The organism is Paenibacillus catalpae, assembly GCF_900112695.1.
Classification (GTDB): Bacteria; Bacillota; Bacilli; order Paenibacillales; family Paenibacillaceae; genus Pristimantibacillus; species Pristimantibacillus catalpae.
In genome coordinates this window covers 233,197-252,377 of sequence record NZ_FOMT01000004.1, presented here as the reverse complement: position 1 = coordinate 252,377, position 19,181 = coordinate 233,197, and the positions used below count along the sequence as shown (strand labels likewise).

The 19,181-nt window shown below is 50.5% G+C and carries 17 protein-coding genes and 1 riboswitch; of the genes, 14 read left to right on the top strand and 3 right to left on the bottom strand.

From position 1 onward, the window contains the following. Positions 1–9: 9 nt before the first annotated feature. From BM200_RS18885 to BM200_RS18870, 4 genes are read left to right on the top strand one after another with little or no spacing between them, the layout of a single operon-like run. Entirely contained in the window at positions 10–900 is an 891-nt protein-coding gene (locus tag BM200_RS18885) for an ABC transporter ATP-binding protein (protein WP_091188215.1), read from the top strand. Between the two features lie 16 nt (positions 901–916). Then, entirely contained in the window at positions 917–1,675 is a 759-nt protein-coding gene (locus BM200_RS18880) for an ABC transporter permease (protein ID WP_091188214.1), read from the top strand. Next, positions 1,675–2,826 carry a sensor histidine kinase gene (locus BM200_RS18875; RefSeq protein WP_091188213.1) on the top strand — a complete coding sequence of 384 codons (1,152 nt, stop codon included), beginning with the start codon at positions 1,675–1,677 and terminating at the stop codon, positions 2,824–2,826. The genes BM200_RS18880 and BM200_RS18875 overlap by 1 nt, the downstream gene beginning before the upstream one ends. A 5-nt stretch (positions 2,827–2,831) precedes the next feature. Next, the gene (locus BM200_RS18870) at positions 2,832–3,434 is read left to right on the top strand and encodes a response regulator transcription factor (protein ID WP_091188212.1); all 603 of its coding nucleotides are present in this window, start codon (positions 2,832–2,834) and stop codon (positions 3,432–3,434) included. Between the two features lie 93 nt (positions 3,435–3,527). On the opposite strand, the gene BM200_RS18865 is transcribed toward BM200_RS18870, so the two are convergent. Continuing rightward, positions 3,528–3,926: a GNAT family N-acetyltransferase gene (locus BM200_RS18865; protein WP_091188211.1), complete on the bottom strand. Its 399-nt coding sequence runs from the start codon at positions 3,924–3,926 to the stop codon at positions 3,528–3,530. 68 nt (positions 3,927–3,994) lie between these two features. On the opposite strand from BM200_RS18865, the gene BM200_RS18860 reads away from it, so the two are divergent. The 7 genes from BM200_RS18860 to BM200_RS18830 all read left to right on the top strand — a co-directional run bounded on the left by BM200_RS18860 (position 3,995) and on the right by BM200_RS18830 (position 11,266). Then, positions 3,995–4,285, top strand: a complete 291-nt coding sequence (locus BM200_RS18860) for a hypothetical protein (protein ID WP_139230809.1) — start codon at positions 3,995–3,997, stop codon at positions 4,283–4,285. Between the two features lie 101 nt (positions 4,286–4,386). Continuing rightward, positions 4,387–4,956, top strand: coding sequence for a GNAT family N-acetyltransferase (locus BM200_RS18855; protein ID WP_091188209.1), 570 nt, complete (start codon positions 4,387–4,389; stop codon positions 4,954–4,956). A gap of 210 nt (positions 4,957–5,166) precedes the next feature. Next, complete coding sequence (locus tag BM200_RS18850; RefSeq protein ID WP_091188208.1) at positions 5,167–6,921, top strand: cache domain-containing sensor histidine kinase; 1,755 nt, start codon at positions 5,167–5,169, stop codon at positions 6,919–6,921. Further along, complete coding sequence (locus tag BM200_RS18845; RefSeq protein WP_091188207.1) at positions 6,918–7,706, top strand: response regulator transcription factor; 789 nt, start codon at positions 6,918–6,920, stop codon at positions 7,704–7,706. The genes BM200_RS18850 and BM200_RS18845 overlap by 4 nt, the downstream gene beginning before the upstream one ends. A gap of 123 nt (positions 7,707–7,829) precedes the next feature. Next, positions 7,830–9,161: an extracellular solute-binding protein gene (locus BM200_RS18840; protein ID WP_425434592.1), complete on the top strand. Its 1,332-nt coding sequence runs from the start codon at positions 7,830–7,832 to the stop codon at positions 9,159–9,161. A gap of 96 nt (positions 9,162–9,257) precedes the next feature. Continuing rightward, positions 9,258–10,139 carry a carbohydrate ABC transporter permease gene (locus tag BM200_RS18835; protein ID WP_091188205.1) on the top strand — a complete coding sequence of 294 codons (882 nt, stop codon included), beginning with the start codon at positions 9,258–9,260 and terminating at the stop codon, positions 10,137–10,139. Between the two features lie 248 nt (positions 10,140–10,387). Next, positions 10,388–11,266 (top strand): carbohydrate ABC transporter permease, encoded by an 879-nt coding sequence (locus tag BM200_RS18830; protein WP_091188204.1) that lies wholly within the window; start codon positions 10,388–10,390, stop codon positions 11,264–11,266. Positions 11,267–11,325: 59 nt separating this feature from the next. On the opposite strand, the gene thiC is transcribed toward BM200_RS18830, so the two are convergent. Continuing rightward, positions 11,326–13,089: a phosphomethylpyrimidine synthase ThiC gene (gene thiC, locus BM200_RS18825; RefSeq protein WP_091188203.1), complete on the bottom strand. Its 1,764-nt coding sequence runs from the start codon at positions 13,087–13,089 to the stop codon at positions 11,326–11,328. A gap of 304 nt (positions 13,090–13,393) precedes the next feature. Further along, a riboswitch (TPP riboswitch) is annotated at positions 13,394–13,497 on the bottom strand. 145 nt (positions 13,498–13,642) lie between these two features. Here thiC and BM200_RS18820 point away from each other — a divergent pair. The 3 genes from BM200_RS18820 to BM200_RS18810 are packed head-to-tail and all read left to right on the top strand — an operon-like array spanning position 13,643 to position 15,592. Then, positions 13,643–14,107, top strand: coding sequence for a hypothetical protein (locus BM200_RS18820; protein WP_091188202.1), 465 nt, complete (start codon positions 13,643–13,645; stop codon positions 14,105–14,107). A gap of 27 nt (positions 14,108–14,134) precedes the next feature. Then, positions 14,135–14,575 carry a hypothetical protein gene (locus BM200_RS18815; RefSeq protein WP_139230808.1) on the top strand — a complete coding sequence of 147 codons (441 nt, stop codon included), beginning with the start codon at positions 14,135–14,137 and terminating at the stop codon, positions 14,573–14,575. Positions 14,576–14,608: 33 nt separating this feature from the next. Continuing rightward, positions 14,609–15,592, top strand: a complete 984-nt coding sequence (locus BM200_RS18810) for an NAD(P)-dependent alcohol dehydrogenase (RefSeq protein WP_245773085.1) — start codon at positions 14,609–14,611, stop codon at positions 15,590–15,592. An 86-nt stretch (positions 15,593–15,678) separates the two neighbouring features. On the opposite strand, the gene BM200_RS18805 is transcribed toward BM200_RS18810, so the two are convergent. Beyond that, entirely contained in the window at positions 15,679–18,927 is a 3,249-nt protein-coding gene (locus BM200_RS18805) for an OmpL47-type beta-barrel domain-containing protein (RefSeq protein WP_245773108.1), read from the bottom strand. Positions 18,928–19,181: the final 254 nt, after the last annotated feature.

Below are 19,181 nucleotides of genomic sequence, written 5' to 3'. Positions count from 1 at the left end.
AGTTAAACCATGAGTTTTGCAATTGAACTGGATCAAGTCTCGAAGATCTACCAGGGCAAAAAAGCGGTAGACCAATTAACGCTGAAGGTGGAGAAAGGAACGGTCATTGCGCTGCTCGGACCAAACGGCGCCGGCAAGACGACGACCATCTCCATGATTCTCGGACTAAAGCAGCCGACTTCCGGAACAATTAAGCTGCTTGGCGGCAGTCCGAAGGATATCAAGGTGCGCAACCGGATCGGCGCAATGCTGCAGGACGTCAGCGTCATTGATAATCTGAAAGTGGCGGAAACGATCGAGCTGTTCCGCAGCTATTACAGCAACCCGCTTTCCTTGCCGGAGCTGCTTCGCATCTCCGGCCTCGAGACGGAAAAAGACAAAATGGCCGCCTCCCTGTCCGGCGGACAGCAGCGCCGATTGGGCTTTGCGCTTGCGGCGGCAGGCGATCCGGATATTATTTTCCTCGACGAACCAACGGTTGGCATGGACGTAACCTCCCGCCAAATGTTCTGGGATACGATCCGTTCCATGGCGGAAAAAGGGCGTACGGTCGTCCTGACGACGCACTATCTGGAAGAAGCAGACAGCCTTGCGGACCGCATCGTTGTTATTAATCAGGGCAAGGTTGTTGCGGATGGCTCGCCAAGCCAGATTAAAGCGGAGACAACAGGCCGCGTTATTTCCTTTACCGCCGGCGTTACTGTTACAACAGAGCAGCTGCAGGCCCTGCCTGGCGTTATCGATGTGGAATGGAGCGGCAGACGCGTGAAGCTGCATAGCCGGGATACGGACCAATTAATTATGAAGCTGATTGAACAGCGTTTCGATATGAAAGATATTGAAATCCAAAGTGGCGGGCTTGAGGATGCATTCCAAGCGATCGTTCACTCCACGAATTAAAGGGGGATGTTATCTTATGAGTCAATCTACAAATATGAAAGCAACGCTTGCCCAGTGCAAAGCGGAGCTGCTGCGTACGGTGCGTAACCGCCGATTCGTTATTTTCTCGTTTATAATGCCCGTTGTGTTCTACTTTATCTTTACCAATACGGTTGGCGATAATGTGCAAGTTGGCAATGTCGATTGGAAATCCTATTATTTGATGTCGATGACGGTATACGGCGTTGTAGGGGCTAGTCTTACTTCTTATGCTCAGCGGCTGTCGAGAGAGCGGAGTCAAGGATGGTTGTCATTGCTGAAAATCACGCCTTTGCCGTCGTGGTCTTATGTATTGTCTAAAGTGTTGTCCCAAGCCGTCATTAATCTTGCCATTATTATTGTGATGTTCCTTGTTGGCGGTATCTTCAAAGACGTGAATTTAAGTATATCGACCTGGATTGCATGCGGCTTGTTTATCTTCATCGGCGGCTTCTCCTTTATGGGCCTCGGCACACTGATCGGTTCGATCAAAAATGCGGATTTTGTACAGGTGCTTTCCATGATATGCTATATGGGACTTTCCATTCTTGGCGGTTTGTGGTTCCCTACGGATACAATGTCGAGCACGATGAAGACCATAGCTCATCTTACCCCGACTTACCGTCTTGGCCAAGGAGCTTGGGATGCGGTTGCCGGCGTATCGATTAATTGGACCGGCGTAGGAATATTGGCTGCGTATGTTGTTGTATTCCTCGCGATTTCGTCTTATATCATGAAAAAACAGGAAGCGGTGTAATGCAAAATTTATTGATCGCAATACGTCGAGTGATTACAAAGCGGCCCCCTGAAGGGGGGCCGCCAATTTTCTTTATGCTGCTATGGCTCGTCTACATTTTATTCCCCATCTCAGCTTTAGGCGATCGTCCAGCTGAGGAGCAATGGGTAGGATATCCGGTTATTATTGTATTTATCGTTAGTTATATCGCAGGTCATCTGAGCAAACGCTGGCGTATCTGGGCAGTCATTATTCATTTGCTCGTTATTACTTATTTCAGCTGGCGGTACAATGAAAACTTTATATACATGGGCTTTTTTACAGCCTCGCTGATTGGGATGCTGCCGAACCTCCGACAGATTGGCATTGCTCTGTCTTGTGAGCTTCTGTTGTTTGGGGTTCAGGTGTGGCATTACGAGAATATGAACCATCTTGAAGCACTGCTTGAATTACTGCCTGCCATGGTTGCCGTACTGCTAGTCCCATTTGTTATGTTTATCGGCCGTCGTTCCAAGCTGCTCCGTACCCAGCTCGAGCTGGCTAATGACGAAATTTCGCGCTTGTCCAAGCAGGAGGAGCGGCAGCGGATTTCCCGCGAGCTGCATGATACGCTTGGCCATACGCTGACGATGATCACGCTAAAGAGCGAATTGGCCGAAAAGCTGATTGTTCACGATCCCGACCGAGCCAAGCAGGAAATAAGGGATGTTCAGCTTACTTCCCGCGCAGCGCTGAAGCAGGTTCGGGAGCTTGTATCGGGCATGAATACGGTAACGCTGCAGGACGAACTGTCAAATGCGAAGCGGATATTGGCCGCTGCTTTTATAACGTTAAATGTTCAAGGCGACCCTGCTTCCGCCCAATTAAGTCCGCTTATAGATAACATTCTTGGCATGTGTCTGCGCGAGGCGGTAACCAATGTGGTGAAGCATAGCGAGGCCCGCCATTGCGTCATTGAGTGGGCCATGACGCCAGACCAGTATAGGCTGGCCATCCGAGATAACGGGATAGGCTGCGATACGGTCGAGAAGGGGCCGGCTCATAACGGGATTAGAGGCATGCAGGAGCGGCTAAACCTGGTGGACGGCAGGCTTGACGTGCAATCGGTGAAAGGTACGGGTACTTGCTTGAACATTATGGTGCCGAGAGTACGCTCGAAGAAAGGGGAATAACCGAAGTGAAAGTACTTGTAGCGGAAGATCAAGGGATGCTGCGCGGTGCGCTGAGCGCCTTGCTGGATATGGAAGAAGATATTGAAGTGATTGGACAAGCGGAAGACGGCGAGCAGGCGCTGGAGATGATCCGAAGCCTAAAGCCTGATTTATGCGTGATGGATATAGAGATGCCTAAGCTGAGCGGTCTTGATGTCGCCGAGCGTCTTGGTGCGGATAGACATCCTTGCCTGGTCGTCATCCTGACTACCTTCTCGCGGTCCGGGTATTTTCAACGGGCGATGAAAGCCGGGGTAAAAGGGTTTCTGCTCAAGGATTCTCCGATTGATGAGCTGTCGGCTGCCCTGCGTAATGTATACAGAGGGAAGCGGGCGGTCAGCCCGGAGCTGGCTTTATCGTTCTGGGAAGCAGAGAATCCGCTTACCGAGCGGGAGCGGGAAGTGCTCCGCCTGGCACGGGAAGGCAAGACTGCAAACGAAATTGCGGCGAAGCTGTTCCTGTCGGCGGGAACAGTCCGCAACTACTTGTCGGAAGCGATTCAGAAGCTGGATGCCAAGAATCGGATCGATGCGATCGGGATCGCGGAGAAGAATGGCTGGCTGGACTGAAGATGCTTGAAACGGATTACTGGCATGCGATGGATAAGGCTGTTTAGTCTTAGATACAAATGAGACCCGGCGATTTCCGTCGGGTCTTTTTTGTTATCTTACTCGTTTAATCAAAAACGCATTATCCGCTTTATTAAATCCGATCTGAGGGTAATAATCCATGGCGGATGGGGCAGATAACAGCAGCAGAGATACCTCTTCACCGAGATGCTCGCGAAGGCGGCTAACAAGCTCTGTGCCGATGCCAAGCCGCTGATGGGTCTTGCTGACGGCCAGATCGGACAGATAGCAGCAATAAGAGAAGTCCGTTACGGCTCTGGCGACACCGACAAGCTCGTCACCGTCCCATGCCGTGACTGTCAGATCGGCGTTATCGATCATTTTCTGAATACGGGCAAGATTGTCTACTGGACGTTTAATTCCGGAGCTCCGGAATACTTCGGCAACCTGGACGGCTGTTACTGGAGCCTCAATGCGGTATTCAACAGACATGTCCACAACACCTCGCAATGTTTTATTTAGCAGCAAGCTTATTAGAAAAATATAGCGCACAGCCCATTATGTCAATGGCGGGTTTCCTGTACTTCAGACTTTATAAGCGTCTTGACAAGCTCTATAAATGTTTCCCGGGCTGCCGATGGATAGCCACTGTCTCGCTGCTGGAGCAGTCCAACGGGGATATGCTGCTGCTCCCAAGCAACGGTGAGCGGCAAAACCTCCCGAGGCAGCGGCGTGGAGGCCAGAACGGCCCCGATGCATGGCGGATGCTTAACAAAGCCGGGGATAGCGGGAATATGGCTGACCGAATGCAGAAGCGGCAACGTTTCAAATCTGGCCAGCAGCTTGGATAGATGTTTGTCCTTTACTCCATTACGGAGGAGAAGATATGATTAGGAATATAACAGAAAATGGATAATAATGGCGCGGACTAACAAGCAGAGGAGCTGTTTACATGGATAATATTGAGCTGGAAGGTGAAAGAGTAAAGCTGCTGCCCCTTGGAGCGGAGCATGTCCAGCCTTTATTTGATTGTTCCCGTTCGAAAGAACTGTGGGAGCACTTGCCTGTAAAGGTCAGCACCGTTCAGGAGATGCAGCACTTTGTCACTCAAGCGCTGCAAGGCCGTGAGAGTGGTGATGAATTTCCTTTTGCCGTCTTCGATAAGCAGCTGAACCGGATCGTCGGAACGACAAGATTTCTCCGGATTGCCTCTTTCCACCGTAATTTGAATATCGGCTGGACTTGGTATTCACCGGAGGTCTGGCGGACATTAGTGAATACGGAATGCAAGTATTTGCTTCTGAAATATGCCTTCGAAGAGTGGGAGGCGGTAAGGGTGGAGCTTATTACAACGACCACGCATCATCGCTCTCAACGTGCCATTGAACGGCTTGGCGCGCAGCGCGAAGGGATACTCCGCAAGAAGTATAACGGACTCGATTACGTTATTTTCAGCATTATCTCGGAAGAATGGCAGCAGGTGAAGGAGCGCCTGGATAAGCTTATGAACAGGGGGATTTAAGGATTGGTATTTGTGCCAAAAAAGGGATTTGTGGCTCTCTGTTACAGCTGAGATTCAGCGCAGATGCCCGCAGATAAAGCTTGATTAAGCGCACCTTGAAGCGGCTTGCCTGCGGCGGGCGAATGAGACAAGCCCCAACCGAGGGCTTTCTTTTTTTTAGTGATTTTGTGTATAGTAGGGGCTACAGATATTAGGGCGGGGGTGTTTGAGTTGTTCCAGTTCAACCGGATGAACACATTGCGGAACCAAATCTTCCTGGGGTTTATGCTCGTTATGCTGCTGGTGCTTGCTTCCGTAGGCTTTTTCACCTACGGACAAGTCTCGGAGCTGCTGCGCAATAATGCCGAGAAGCATATCCAGCAGACGGCGGTGCAGGCGACCGGCAAGATGGATGTTCTGCTGCATCAAATGGATACGTTTACAATGCAGGTGGCTACCAATGCGTCGATTCAGAGTCTGATGGCCAAGGAGGCTGGCGGAACGATGCTGACGTTCGAGGAGCGTCAGGTGCTGCAGCATGAAATCCGTAAGCAGCAGGCATATGTCAGCGGCGTGCAATCCATTGAGTTATATTCCAACGGCTTTCGGGTGTTGTTCCCGCTGACGGATGTCAGCTTGTACAACAAGGTGCCGAACGAGTGGATCCGTCAGGCGGATCGCGCGGCAGGCCAGCTGGTCTGGTACGGCATTGATCCGAAAAATCCGAATCAGATTACGGCAATACGGCGAGTCCGCCTGATTGACCAATCCTTTTCGAATGCCGGGTATTTATTGGTCCGAATTGATAAAAAATATTTTGAGCTGATCGATACGAATACGTCCTCGGACGGGAAAGAAGAGATGGGGCTTATTGACGGCTCCGGCCAGATTATAGCGGCTAACTTCTCGTCGGACATTCCGCAGGACGTTCTGCAGCAGACAAACCGGAAGGCCATTATGATGAACGGCAAATCGTATATCCCGGTGCAAAAGCAGCTGGATACGGCAGCGGGTTGGAAGGTGCTCATTCTGACGCCGGCTACCTACGCGACGGAAGGAATCTCTGTTCTGCGGACCGCCATTGAGGTGTCTGTCATTATCGGCGGTTTGTTGTTTATCATTCTGACGTTTATACTGTCGACCATGATTACGAGACCAATCCTTAATCTGATTAAGGCAATGAGGGGAGCCAAGTACGGCTCGCTGAAGCCGATTCCGGTTGCCTCCTCCACCCTGGAGATTGATGAGCTGAACAATACGTACAACCAGATGGTCGCGTATTTGAACGAGCTGATCGAGGTTGTGTATGAGAAGGAAATCATCCAGAGCCGGACGGAGCTGAAGGCGCTGCAGGCGCAGATTAACCCGCATTTTCTGTTCAACACGCTGGAGGCGCTGTATTGGGCGCTTGAGGACAAAGGGGAGGAAGAGCTGTCGCAGGTCGTTGTTGCCATGTCCGGCTTGTTCCGGTATGTCATTAACCGTGCAGACGATGATGAATGGGTAACGGTGGAAGACGAGCTGGAGCATGCGGAACGCTATCTGAAAATTATGGACATGCGTCTGATTGATCGGCTTGTGTGGCGAATTGAAGGCTGCGACAGCCGCCGCCGTGTTCCGATTCCGAAGCTGTTAATCCAGCCGCTTGTCGAGAATGCGATCTCGCATGGCGTGGAGCAGCGGCTTGGGCAAGGATCGGTTGTCATAAACGTCGAGGATACGGAACGTCCCGGCTATATTCGAATTTCGGTTACGGATAACGGACCGGGGATAAGCTTTGACAAGGTGCAGTCCCTGTATGCGGCGATGAAGCTGGGGCATGTGCATGATGCGAAGGGCACCGGGGTTGGCATATCGAATGTGGATCGCAGGCTAAGGCTATATTACGGGGAAGAGACGGAAGGCTTGCAGATTCAAAGCGAGCCGGGAGCGGGCACGAAGATGTCCTTTGAAATACCGATTGAACATGGGGGCTTGGTAGAATGAAGACGATACTGATTGTGGACGATGAGCCAAGAACAAGAGAAGGCGTACGTAAAGTGCTGGAGTCCTGGTCCGCCGGGCGTTGCCGTATAACAACGGCGTCAAGCGCGGTAGAGGCATTGGAATGGCTGGATGAGAATGAGGCGAATCTCGTCATCACGGATATCCGGATGCCGGAGATCAACGGGCTGGAGCTTGTCGAGAAGCTGAGGGAACGACAACATCCGCCGGTTGTTATCGTGATCTCCGGCCATCCCCAATTTGACTATGCCCACAAGGCCTTGCAGTTTGGCGTTATTGAATATTTACTTAAGCCGTTAGACAAAGCTAAGCTTGTTGAAGCCGTAGAGCTCGCCTTCCGCAAGGAGGTAGAGATGAACCGCATCGAGCGGATGGAACGACTTGTGGATACAAAGCTGCTGGAGACAACGGAGCAGGAGAACCAGTATAGCGCACCTGTAAAAGAGGCGATTCAATATCTGGATGAGCATCTGCATGAGCCGATTACGATGAAGGATATTGCTGACCACTTGCATATGAACGCAAGTTATTTCAGCGTGCTTTTCAAAGAACAATGCGGGCTGACATTCAGCGATTATTTAACGAGACGGCGGGTTCAGAGAGCCAAGGAGCTGCTGACCAATACGCGCCTGTCAATCAATGAAATTGCCGAGAAGGCAGGCTACCAGACGGCCAAATATTTCGTGAAAGTGTTCCGCTCGCATGAAGGCGTAAGCCCCGGACAGTACCGGAAGAATGTTACCCATGCCGAGGAAACAATCCAATAAAAGTAGTACTTTTCCCAACTCGTATGACCTTATGCCATAGTGAAAGCGCTGTTACAATCTACTTAGCAAGACAAACACATCAGTAAAAAAGGGGTTGTAAACGTGTTCAAGCAAACGAAGTGGATGACAATGGCACTTATTCTCTGTCTGGCCCTTGTAACGGCAGCATGCGGCAACAACAACAACAGCGGCAGCAGCTCAAATAGCGGCAACACAGCTTCTAACGGCGGCTCTTCTGAAAGCGGTTCCGATAAGAAGGTAACGATTAACTTCATGCATCTGTGGCCGGAAGGCGTATCTGCCGGACAGAACAAGATCGTTAACCAAATCATCGACGATTACCAAAAAGAACATCCAAACGTTACAGTCAAGCAAGAGGTTCTGGATAACGAGCAATACAAGAACAAGCTGAAAGTCCTCTCTGCTTCCAATCAACTTCCTGATGTAGGCGTAACTTGGGCAGCAGGCTTCCTGAAGCCTTACGTCGACGGCAAATTGTTCACTCCGGTTGACGACCTGCTGAGCGGCGAGCTGAACGGCAAATTCGTAGCGGGTACAACGGAAGCTTACGCAATCGACAACAAAACGTATGCGCTTCCGCTGGAGTTCAACATCGCTCCAATCTACTACAACAAAGAGATTTTCAAAAAATACAATCTTGAAGTTCCAACGACATACGAGCAATTCAAGCAAGTTGTGAAAACGCTGTCCGAAAAAGGCGTAGCCCCAATCGCACTTGGCAACAAAGACCGCTGGACAGGTTCCCTGTGGTACATGTATCTGGCTGACCGCATTGCCGGTCAAGAAACGGTAGCAAACGCAATCAAAGGCACGGCGAAATTCACGGATCCAGGCTTGCAGCAAGCAGCTGCTGAAGTACAGTCGCTTGTAGACGCGAATGCATTCGTGAAAGGCTTCAACGGCCTGTCGAACGAAGAAGCAAAATCTGAATTCCTGAACGGCAACGCTGCAATGTACCTGATGGGTACGTGGGAGCTGCCTAACTTCACGACAAACGAGGACGTTCCGCAATCGTTCCGCGACAGCGTTGGGTTCTTCAAATTCCCGACAGTTGAAGGCGGAAAAGGCAACGCGGACAGCTGGGTTGGCGGTCCTGGCGTAGGCTTGTTCGTATCGGAAAACTCGAAAGTACAAGAAGAAGCAAAAGCATTCGTGCAATACTTCGTAACGAAGTGGGGCGAGCAATCCGTAACGGGAGCAGGCGTTATCCCGGCTACGAAGATCGACACAGCTTCGATCGAGCTGCCTCAGCTGTACATCGATCTGTTCAACGAACTGAACAAAGCAAGCAGCATTACCTTGTTCGCAGACGTACAATTGCCGGCTAATGCGGCTGAGACTCATCTGAACATGATCCAATCGCTCTTCGGCAAAGCCGTTAACCCAGAGAAATTTGCTTCTGAGCAAGATGCGGCCATCACGAAAGGCAACTAGTTCAGACATCTAAAAATAAGGGAGGCCTGTCCGGCCGGGTTCAACTGCCGGATAGGCTGCTCTCCTTGTTTTTGACAGAGAAAGGAGTCGGCCGATTTGGATAAGGTGCTATCTAACAAGAAAGTCATTGCTTTATATGTTCTGCCTTCGCTCTTGCTCATCCTGGCCATTGTTTATATTCCTATCGTTCTGACGGGATATTACGGGCTGAACGAGTGGAACGGGATTGGCGCTATGAAGTGGGTTGGTTTGGATAATTACGCAACACTGATTAAAGACGAAGATTTCTGGAAAAGCGCGGGGCACTCGCTTTTACTCGCTGTATTTTCGATGGTCAGCCTTATTATCTATCTCATTGTTGCCATGGTGTTAGCGGCAAAACTTAAAGGAGCAAACCTGTTCCGCAAAATCTACTTAATCCCGATGCTGCTGTCTTCGGTAGCTATCGCTCAGTTGTGGCTCAAAATCTATCATCCTACTAACGGTATTATGAATAGCTTGCTGGAATCCCTTGGCGTTGCAAATCCTCCCGCCTGGCTTGCAGAAACGGATCTTGTTCTGTTCGCATTGTTTATTCCGATTCTGTGGCAGTACGCGGGCTTCTATATTCTGATCTATTATGCAGCACTGAAGAACATCCCGTCTTCGCTTGAAGAAGCAGCTAAGATTGATGGAGCGAACGCCTTCCAGATAGCCTGGAAAATCAAGTTCCCGCTTGTGATGGAGGTTGTCAAAGTAACGATTGTCCTTGCAGTGGTAGGTTCCCTGAAATACTTCGACCTGATCTATGTCATGACGGACGGCGGTCCTAACGGTTCAAGTGAAGTAATGGCGTCGTACATGTACCATAAAGCGTTCAAAGCTTATGACTTTGGTTACGGCAGTGCGATCGGCTTCTTCCTGCTCCTGATCTGTCTAATCGTGACGTATATCATCCGCAAGGCAACTGCAAGTAAAGACACGATCCAATATTCTTAATTGCTGTTTTGTGTGATAATTCTTTAGGTTAATGCTTACGATGCAAGAATCATCACAAACAGCCTTAACCAGGCTGTTTGTGTGATAATTCTTTAGGTTAATGCTTACGATGCAAGAATCATCACAAACAGCCTTAACCAGGCTGTTTGTGTGATAATTCTTTAGGTTAATGCTTACGATGCAAGAATCATCACAAACAGCCTTAACCAGGCTGTTTGTGTGATAATTCTTTTGAGGAGGTACGCTTCATGTCATCTACAACTGTGAACCTGGGCGGCGAAGCGAAATCCGGTACGAGAATAGGGATGAAGATCGGCTACGCTGTACTTTATATTGTTCTCATCGCCGTTGCGGTGTTCCAGATCTATCCGCTCATCTGGCTCATGTTCTTCTCTTTGAAAAATAACCAGGAAGTGTTTAATCTATCGCCATTTGCTCTGCCCTCGCCTCCGCACTGGGAGAATTACAGCAAAGTGTGGAATGCGGGCAATATTGATACGTATTTCCTGAACAGCGTATGGATTACCGTGGCGGCAACCGCTGGAACAATCGTACTCGGCAGCCTGGTTACATTCGCGATTACCCGCATGAAATGGAAGCTAAGCTCGCTGGTCCTTGGCCTCTTCATGGTCGCGATGATGATTCCGGTTCACTCGACGCTTATTCCGCTCTTCAGCATGTTCAACAAAGTGCATCTGATTGATAATCCGCTGTCCTTGATCCTGTCATATGTGGCGTTTAACATGCCAATCACCATTATGATCCTGCTCGGCTTCTACTATGCGCTGCCGAAGGAAGTGGAAGAGGCGGCTGTTATCGACGGTGCGGGCATCCATACCGTATTTTTCCGGATCGTCTTCCCGATGACCAGCTCCGTGCTGGCGACAACGGGCATCATTAACATGATTTACAACTGGAACGAATTTATTTTCGTCAATACGTTTATCAGCTCGGATAAGTTCAAGACGCTTACAGTCGGCGTGCAGAACTTCATCGGCCAATATACCACCGATTGGGGCGCTATCGGCGCTACGCTGATGATCAGTATCCTGCCGATTCTCATTACGTTCCTGTTCCTCAGCGACAGGATTGTAGAAGGCATTGCGGCCGGTTCGGTAAAAGGTTAATTCGTTTCTTGTACAACAACCGTTTCCCTTTGGTGGGAAACGGTTGTTTTTGTTTGAGATCAACGATACAGCTTGCTTCCGGACATTTTGAACGAATCCGCCTTTTCCTTCATTCCGGCTTCCAGAGCCTCTTCGTTATCTAGCCCGCGTGCTTCAGCGTATTCCCGGATATCCTGCGTGATTCGCATGCTGCAGAACTTCGGTCCACACATCGAGCAGAAGTGCGCTGTCTTCGCCGCTTCGGCGGGCAGCGTCTCGTCGTGGTAGGCTATCGCCCGTTCCGGATCAAGTGACAAATGGAACTGGTCGCGCCAGCGGAATTCGAATCTTGCCTTCGATAGTGCGTCATCACGAGTTTTTGCCATCGGATGTCCTTTGGCAAGATCCGCGGCATGCGCCGCTATTTTGTAGGCGATAACACCGTCTTTAACGTCTTCCTTATTCGGGAGACCCAGATGTTCTTTCGGGGTTACATAGCATAACATCGCCGTGCCGAACCAACCGATCATCGCCGCTCCTATCGCCGACGTGATATGGTCGTAGCCCGGTGCGATGTCTGTCGTCAATGGACCCAGAGTATAAAATGGAGCTTCCTTGCAAAGCTCCATCTGGAGATCGACGTTTTCCTTGATCAGATGCATGGGAACGTGGCCAGGACCTTCAATCATGACCTGAACATCATGCTTCCAAGCGATTTCCGTCAGTTCTCCAAGCGTCCTAAGCTCCGCGAATTGAGCTTCGTCGTTAGCGTCTGCGATGGAGCCCGGACGAAGGCCATCCCCCAGCGAGAACGATACATCATAGGTTTTCATAATCTCGCAAATGTCTTCGAAATGGGTATAGAGGAAGTTCTCCTTGTGGTGCGCGAGACACCAGGCCGCCATGATGGAACCTCCTCGGGAAACGATGCCGGTAACCCGTTTGGCCGTAAGCGGGATGTAACGCAGCAGTACGCCGGCATGAATGGTGAAATAATCGACGCCTTGTTCAGCCTGCTCGATCAACGTATCGCGGAAAATTTCCCAGCTCAGATCTTCCGCTTTTCCGTTCACTTTTTCAAGCGCTTGGTAAATCGGCACCGTGCCAACGGGAACGGGGGAGTTGCGAATAATCCATTCGCGGGTCGTATGAATGTTTCTGCCCGTGGATAAGTCCATAATTGTATCCGCTCCCCAACGGGTCGCCCACGTCATTTTCTCGACTTCCTCTTCAATTGAAGAAGCGACGGCGGAATTGCCGATGTTGGCGTTAATCTTGACATGGAAACGGCTCCCGATGATCATGGGCTCGAGTTCCGGATGGTTGATGTTCGCCGGAATAATTGCCCGCCCGCGAGCCACTTCCAAGCGCACAAGCTCTGGATCGACCCCTTCGCGAATCGCAATAAACTCCATCTCCGAAGTGACGATGCCTTTGCGGGCGTAATGAAGCTGTGTCACGTTTCGCTCCGGCTTTGCCCGGAGAGGCCGGCGGTTCAGGCCAGGGAAGATTTCCGCCCCTTTTTCCTTCGCGCGTTCCTCAGTTGCAAATCCGTTGTCTTCCGGTCTGATTATTCGGCCTTCATATCCTTTTGTGTCGCCGCGATCGTTGATCCACCCGTTACGTAGTTCAGGGAGTCCCTTTCGTACATCAGCCTCATAGGACTCGTCCGTATAGGGGCCGCTCGAGTCGTACACGCGTACAGGTTCGTTCGGTTGTTGCTTTCCGTCTTTCCCTTGGCTGTCGGATAATGCGATTTCGCGCATGGGAACCCGAATGTCATCTCTGGATCCTCTAACATACGTTTTGCAGCTGCCCGGCAGGGATGTTGATAAAATCGGCATCACAAAAAACCTCCTCAGAACATTTCATGGATTAAATGTCCACTAGGAGGCCTTTGCTTCGGGAAATGAGAAATGTGCACGCATCGTTCAGCAGGTTAGATACGACGAAAGGGCGGCAAAGCTCGCCCTGGCAAGGCAAAGCCCGCCAAAAGCCCGGTCGCTCCCCGAGACAGCTTTCAAAAGCGGCCGGACTATCGCCGGCAACAAATAAAAGCCGCCCCGTCGGGAGCGGCTTGAGGTGTCGAGATCTACACAAATGGAAACGGGCAGATGATCATAGCACCCCGTTTCTCGCATTTGGCTGACGCGCACAAGACCACTTTCCTACGCTGGCATGACCCAGATCAGGTTCAAAGGGACCAAGGCTTAGCCTTATCTCAGCCCTTACGGGCGCCCCTAGTGGAATTCATAGTCAAAGATTACACTCGTAACCAGGGACTGTCAAGTAAGTGTTCAAGCAGAAGCTTTCCTTTTAAGCAGGATGATTTAGCTGTTTATTGAATAGTAATATATAATCTCGCAGTATATTCACGATCTGAGGAGGTTGGTGAAAGTGGAGCTTCAGCCATTCAAACACACGGTCAGAAATCCTTCAGGAATGAAAAATATTTTCGCGATGACGGTGCTGTGTTCACTCTTTCTTATTAGTGAGTTACGGGCAAATGAAGATAATACGGTCCTGCATGTCCTGGGAATAGTATTCTTCTGTTTATGTGCCGGCGTATTGTTGTGGTCCCTGTTTCGCGCAATGAAGAAGCCCATTGATCTTAGCCTCCAGGATGATGCGATCTTGCTCAACGGACGAGCGATAACAGCGGAACAGATTGAAGTGATCATGATCAGGCGGGATTCGGTTCACCCGATTATCGGAATAAAGCCGCGTGGCGCAAGAATCGTTCCGATTCGCATGTGCTTCAGGTACGTGGACAAGGAAGAGAGGGGTATTGCGGATATCGCGGAGTGGGCGGGGAAGAACAATGTGAAAGTGGACTATTCCTTCTTTTTCAGATGGATATAAGGAGACGGTTTGGAGAGGTATGATGATATGAAGAAGCAATTAGGGGTCTTAATTCTAGCGCTAGTCCTTTTGTTGACAGCTTGTGCGGGCAAAGGAGCATTTACTGCCGATGATGTGAGTCGGGCTCTTGAAAAAAACGGCTTGGAAGTTGAGGAGATAACGCTGGAGGAGGCGGAACAGCTGGCATCCACGGGTATTGAAATAAATGGAAAAGCACCCGTACCTCTTGAATTAACCTTGCCGACAGGCGATATGGCACATCGTGAATTTTTATTGCTCTATGTATTTTCTTCTGAAAAAGAACGAATCCGTATCGAGAGAGAAGATGGAACGCCCGTTCCGATAAAGTTAAAGGATTTGTATCCACATTTATTCAAAAAAAACAATTTGATCGCTGTTTACTGGTCTGGCAATAAAGATAATCCCCTTCTTATGAAGCAGATTACCCGGGCAATGGATAAGCTTTGATTTTTCAGGATCGGCAAAAGGGAGGACGGCCAGATGGCACGTACGATGAAGGCGATGGTCTATGAAACTTACGGTTCACCTGAGGTTCTTCAGATTAAAGAGGTAGATGTCCCTGTGCCGAAAGATCATGAAGTGCTGATCGAGGTTCATGCCGCCTCGGTGAATTCATGGGATTGGGATCTGCTCCGCGGGAAGCCGTACATAAACCGACTTGGCGGGCTTCGAAAGCCGCGTTATTCCATTCTTGGTGCGGACGTTGCAGGGAAAATCACCGCGATAGGTTCCGCTGTCACTCGGTTCCAGCCTGGCGACGAGGTGTTCGGGGATCTGTCCGGCTGCAGCTGGGGAGGATTTGCGGAGTACGTATGCGCTGGCGAAGACGCTTTGACCCCAATGCCCGCAGGACTAAGCTTCGAGTATGCGGCAGCCATTCCCCAAGCAGCCGTTCTTGCCTTGCAAGGGATGCGGGACAAAGGAAATTTGCAAAAAGGTCAGCAGATTCTGATTAATGGGGCTGGCGGCGGCGTTGGTACGTTTGCTGTTCAATATGCCAAATGTATTGGGGCAGAGATAACTGCTGTCGACCGTGCAGGTAAACGGGATCTGCTGCTGTCCATTGGGGCAGACCATGTATTGGATTATACGAAAGAGGACTTCACCGCAAATGGACGGCAATACGACCTGATCCTTGATGTGGTAGGTACCCGTTCCGTCTTCGAAGTAAAACGCGCGCTTAAGACAGGAGGCACGTATGTTATGATTGGCGGCTTAATGCCGCGCCTTCTTCAGACTCTGCTCGCGGCACCGCTGATCGGCAGATTTGAAAAGAAGAAAATGACGATTCTAATCCATAAGCCAAACCATGAGGATCAGAATGTATGGAAGTCGCTTGTGGAAGCGGGCCATGTTATGCCTGTTATTGATCGGCAATACGGATTGGACGATGCAGCGGAAGCACTTCGTTATTTTGGCGAAGGGGATTTCAAGGGGAAGATTATCGTTCGAATAAAAAGCTAAAGAAAACAGAAACCCCTTACCTTGTGAGAAGGCAGGGGCTTCTAGATTATAGGCCGGCCGTTTCCTATAGAGGGAGACGGTTTTTTTTACTTCACGGTGACGGTAATCGTATCGCTGGAGGTAACACCCGCTGCATTTACGAGCTCACAGCGGTACTCGTAGGTGCCGGACGTTTTGCCCGAAACGACGGTTACGGCGTTTTGCGATGCAGGAGTTGCTGCCTCCAGCGATTGCGTATCAATAAGTACGCCGTTCTCGAACAGGCGGTATTCTGTGGCGTTTGTACCCCACCACAGGTTCATGGCCACGTTGTAGCTGCCGTTCTGATCCCAGTTATCATGGGATAATACCGCTTTACCCGGGGAGGCGTCCGTTACTTTTACAATCAGCGTGTTGCTGACCGTTTTGCCGTAGGTATTAACTAATTCGGCCGTGTACGTATAGATGCCGTTTGCTTTGCCTGAAATATCGGTTTGGACGGTTTGGGAAGAAGGTGAAGCATCCTTCAGCTCTGCCGTATCGATTAATACGCCATTCTCGTACAGCCGGTACTCCGTACCGTTATTGCCCCACCACAGGTTCATCGTTACGGTGTAGCTCCCGTCTTGAAGACCTGTGTCCCAGCCATTGTTATGGGAGAGGACCGGCGTTCCGGGAACGCCGGTAGCCAGTGGTTTACTCGTCACTTTGAACGTATAGCTTGCGCTAGCTGCATTGCCAGCTTTATCCGTTGCCGTATATTTTACCGTATGAGTCCCTACTCCAAGCTTGGAAGCTGCTACGGAATATCCGTTTGCAATAACGCCGCCGTCCAGGAGCAATTGTTCCGATGCAACGCCGGAGAGGGAATCGCTGCTTGCTAGTTCGAAGCGAAGGGTTGCGGTCTCTACAACATCCGAAACTTCTCCGCCAGATTGCGTTAGTGCTGCTGATGGTGCGGTTTTGTCCAGAGGGATCTGCAGGGCAGCCGGAATACTTTTGTTGCCTGCCGCATCAACCGCGTAATAAGCGAAAGTATTATCGCCTTCCGTTGTTACGGCAACAGGCGTCGCGTAATCGGAGAAGCTGCCGCTGTTCAGCGAGTAAAAGCTGCTTACTGTACCGGCTGCATTATCTGCAGATGTCACGGTCACTTCCACGTCTTGGTTAAACCAGCCAGCCTCATTAGGAGTGGCGGACAACGAAGCCGCCGCTGTTGGCGGAACGTTGTCCGAAGGCTGTGTAAGAACAAAATCGGAAAGGCCGCGTGGTTTGAGCTGGTAGATGTCTTTGAAAATGGCAGCTACGCCGGTTATGGCAACCTTTTGGCCGGCGGTATAAGGGAAGCTGCTTTGCGTCAGGCCCGTACGTCCGTCGACCCGGATATGGTTGGTCGTTCCGTTATCGCTGACAGCATCAAATTCAAATGAACCCGCTGGTGTTGCTGAAATGATATTCGTAATGGTAACATCCATCAGCTGCAGCAGCTGGCCTTGATTGGAGCTGTTCACTTCGGTTACCAGGGCAGGAGACGGCAATGCTGCCGTCCCTGTTTTTTCAATAGCAATGATATCCGTAAGCTCAAGCTCCGTATTGTACAGTGCAGTGGCCGCTGTTACTTTGACAACATCGCCTTGATGGTAGCCGGCTGCATTCTGGTAGACATAAACACCGCCTGTATTGTCCTGCAAGTAAAAGGTTTGCCCGCCGAAAAGACCAGGCTCCGTCGTCACGACACCTTCAACGGTTACCTTCGAGCCAACGGTTTTGGCACGGGATTCCGCGATTGTTATTTTGGCGGGAATTCCGCCTTCATCTCCCGGAAGCGGCTCAGCGGTTACATTGCCAAGCGTGACTGCTTCCGTCACCAAGTTGGTGCCGTTTTGTCTGAGACGAAGATTAGATGCGGCGGTCGTGCCGGCTTTCACCCGGACGTTCAAATCCTTGTAGGCATGTCCCGTTGCATCGGCCGTCACGCTGAAGTTAGCGCTGTAGCCGTAGGCTGTCGGCCATGTTCCGTCCGCGTTTTGTACCTGTGCGATTTGGGTGCCGCCGCTTACTAAATAAATGCCAATCTGGTAACCGTTGACCGTCGAGTTAGGAGCCAGGTTATTAAATACTACACGAATCGGGAACTCTTCGCTGTTTGGCAGCACCGCTTGATGAACAAAGCTGTAAGCAGGGTTGGAAACAGCTGTTGCGCCGCCAAAAGAACCTGCCTTGAAGGTTGAGCGGTCATACCATTTGTAGCCGGCATTTGGCGCAGCCCAAGGTTCTGCTTGAGGCTCTGTTGACAGGGAAGGGGTCTCTGATGAAAGTAAAGCCGTAGGCTGGTCGAGCTGCAGGCCGCTTACGTCGCTAAAGCTGGTATAGCTCTCTTTCGTCGACAACCAATCGATTACGTTCACGAGCAATACGCCATCATTTGCTTCTTTAAAGCCGTCATAAGTCGTTTTCTTTGCGCCAGTATCTTCGCGCAAATATTTTGGCGTTACATCTTCCACCGGCGAGGAGTCGCCGATAAAAGCCGCTTTGCCGCCGCCAAGTTTGGAGACGGCTACATAAGGACCCTCCGCTACACCACCGCCGTTATAAACGCCTTGGTCAACCGCGCTTCCCCATGCTTCGTTGGTTTGCGGCAGGTATACTATGCCCTTTGCCTTTGCGGGATCAATGATGGCCAGTGTTGAACCGGCATGCATGGCTACGGACGATACGCCCTCTGTAATGCCAAAAGCCTGGTTAGGGGCAACGATGTTTGTTGCGTTAATGTCGCCAAGGGCATTGTAACGGAAGCGGATGCCGAAGTTATCCGCCAGCCAGTCCGAGCTTGCGACATTCTGCATCGCATCGGAGCTTGCTTCTTCCGTGCTCATGCCTTTGGCCGGATTCATCCATGCGCCGCGGCGATAACCGTTAATGGACTCCGAGCCGTCCCAGCGGTTCTTGTTACGGTCGGCGTTGTAATGGTCACCGATGAAAAAGATGCTGCCGCCGCCTTCCACATATTGCTCCATGGCAGCTTGCTCTGTTGTTTTGAAAGGAACGTTAGGTTCCGCAATGACAAAAACGTCGTAATCCTTCAGGTCATCATACGTAAATGCAGTTGTCTTGCGCAGCTCTTTGACATAGTAGCCGTTGCTTGCAAGCGCATTGGCAAAGTCCGAGAACCCGCCGTCGATCACCCAGTCGGCTGCTCCAGCTGTTTGTGCGTGAGTGTTGTCGAACAAAACCTTTTTGCCTGCGTTCTCGTTGACGACCTTCGCATCGATGTATGGGGCAGGATCCGTTGGTCCCTCCGCATGAGCGCTGCTGCTTGTCCATTGATACTGAACCGGCACTACCAAAAGCATCATTAATAGCAACTTCAGCCATCTGTGTCTCACTTGAAGCAATCTCTCCACCATCCATTCCTCCCAACAACTATTTGTATATCATTTCGGCCATATTTTACCATGCCTTTCTAGTGAATGGTGATAGGGTATTGTAAAGTAGGTTAAAGAGAACTAGGGCAAAAGTAGGGTAGGTCATATTGTATTGTGCACAATACAATCAAATTAACGTTATGGATTGACTATCTGTTCGAAGCGATGCTTAGCGGGTAGTTCTA

Coding starts and splice junctions, on each gene's coding strand:
- BM200_RS18805 (WP_245773108.1), bottom strand. CDS start 18,927: ATGATGCTTTTGGTAGTGCCGGTTCAGTATCAATGGACAAGCAGCAGC.
- BM200_RS18855 (WP_091188209.1), top strand. CDS start 4,387: ATGGATAATATTGAGCTGGAAGGTGAAAGAGTAAAGCTGCTGCCCCTT.
- BM200_RS18885 (WP_091188215.1), top strand. CDS start 10: ATGAGTTTTGCAATTGAACTGGATCAAGTCTCGAAGATCTACCAGGGC.
- BM200_RS18865 (WP_091188211.1), bottom strand. CDS start 3,926: ATGTCTGTTGAATACCGCATTGAGGCTCCAGTAACAGCCGTCCAGGTT.
- BM200_RS18840 (WP_425434592.1), top strand. CDS start 7,830: ATGACAATGGCACTTATTCTCTGTCTGGCCCTTGTAACGGCAGCATGC.
- thiC (WP_091188203.1), bottom strand. CDS start 13,089: ATGCCGATTTTATCAACATCCCTGCCGGGCAGCTGCAAAACGTATGTT.
- BM200_RS18880 (WP_091188214.1), top strand. CDS start 917: ATGAGTCAATCTACAAATATGAAAGCAACGCTTGCCCAGTGCAAAGCG.
- BM200_RS18830 (WP_091188204.1), top strand. CDS start 10,388: ATGTCATCTACAACTGTGAACCTGGGCGGCGAAGCGAAATCCGGTACG.
- BM200_RS18860 (WP_139230809.1), top strand. CDS start 3,995: ATGTCAATGGCGGGTTTCCTGTACTTCAGACTTTATAAGCGTCTTGAC.
- BM200_RS18875 (WP_091188213.1), top strand. CDS start 1,675: ATGCAAAATTTATTGATCGCAATACGTCGAGTGATTACAAAGCGGCCC.
- BM200_RS18810 (WP_245773085.1), top strand. CDS start 14,609: ATGGCACGTACGATGAAGGCGATGGTCTATGAAACTTACGGTTCACCT.
- BM200_RS18815 (WP_139230808.1), top strand. CDS start 14,135: ATGAAGAAGCAATTAGGGGTCTTAATTCTAGCGCTAGTCCTTTTGTTG.
- BM200_RS18845 (WP_091188207.1), top strand. CDS start 6,918: ATGAAGACGATACTGATTGTGGACGATGAGCCAAGAACAAGAGAAGGC.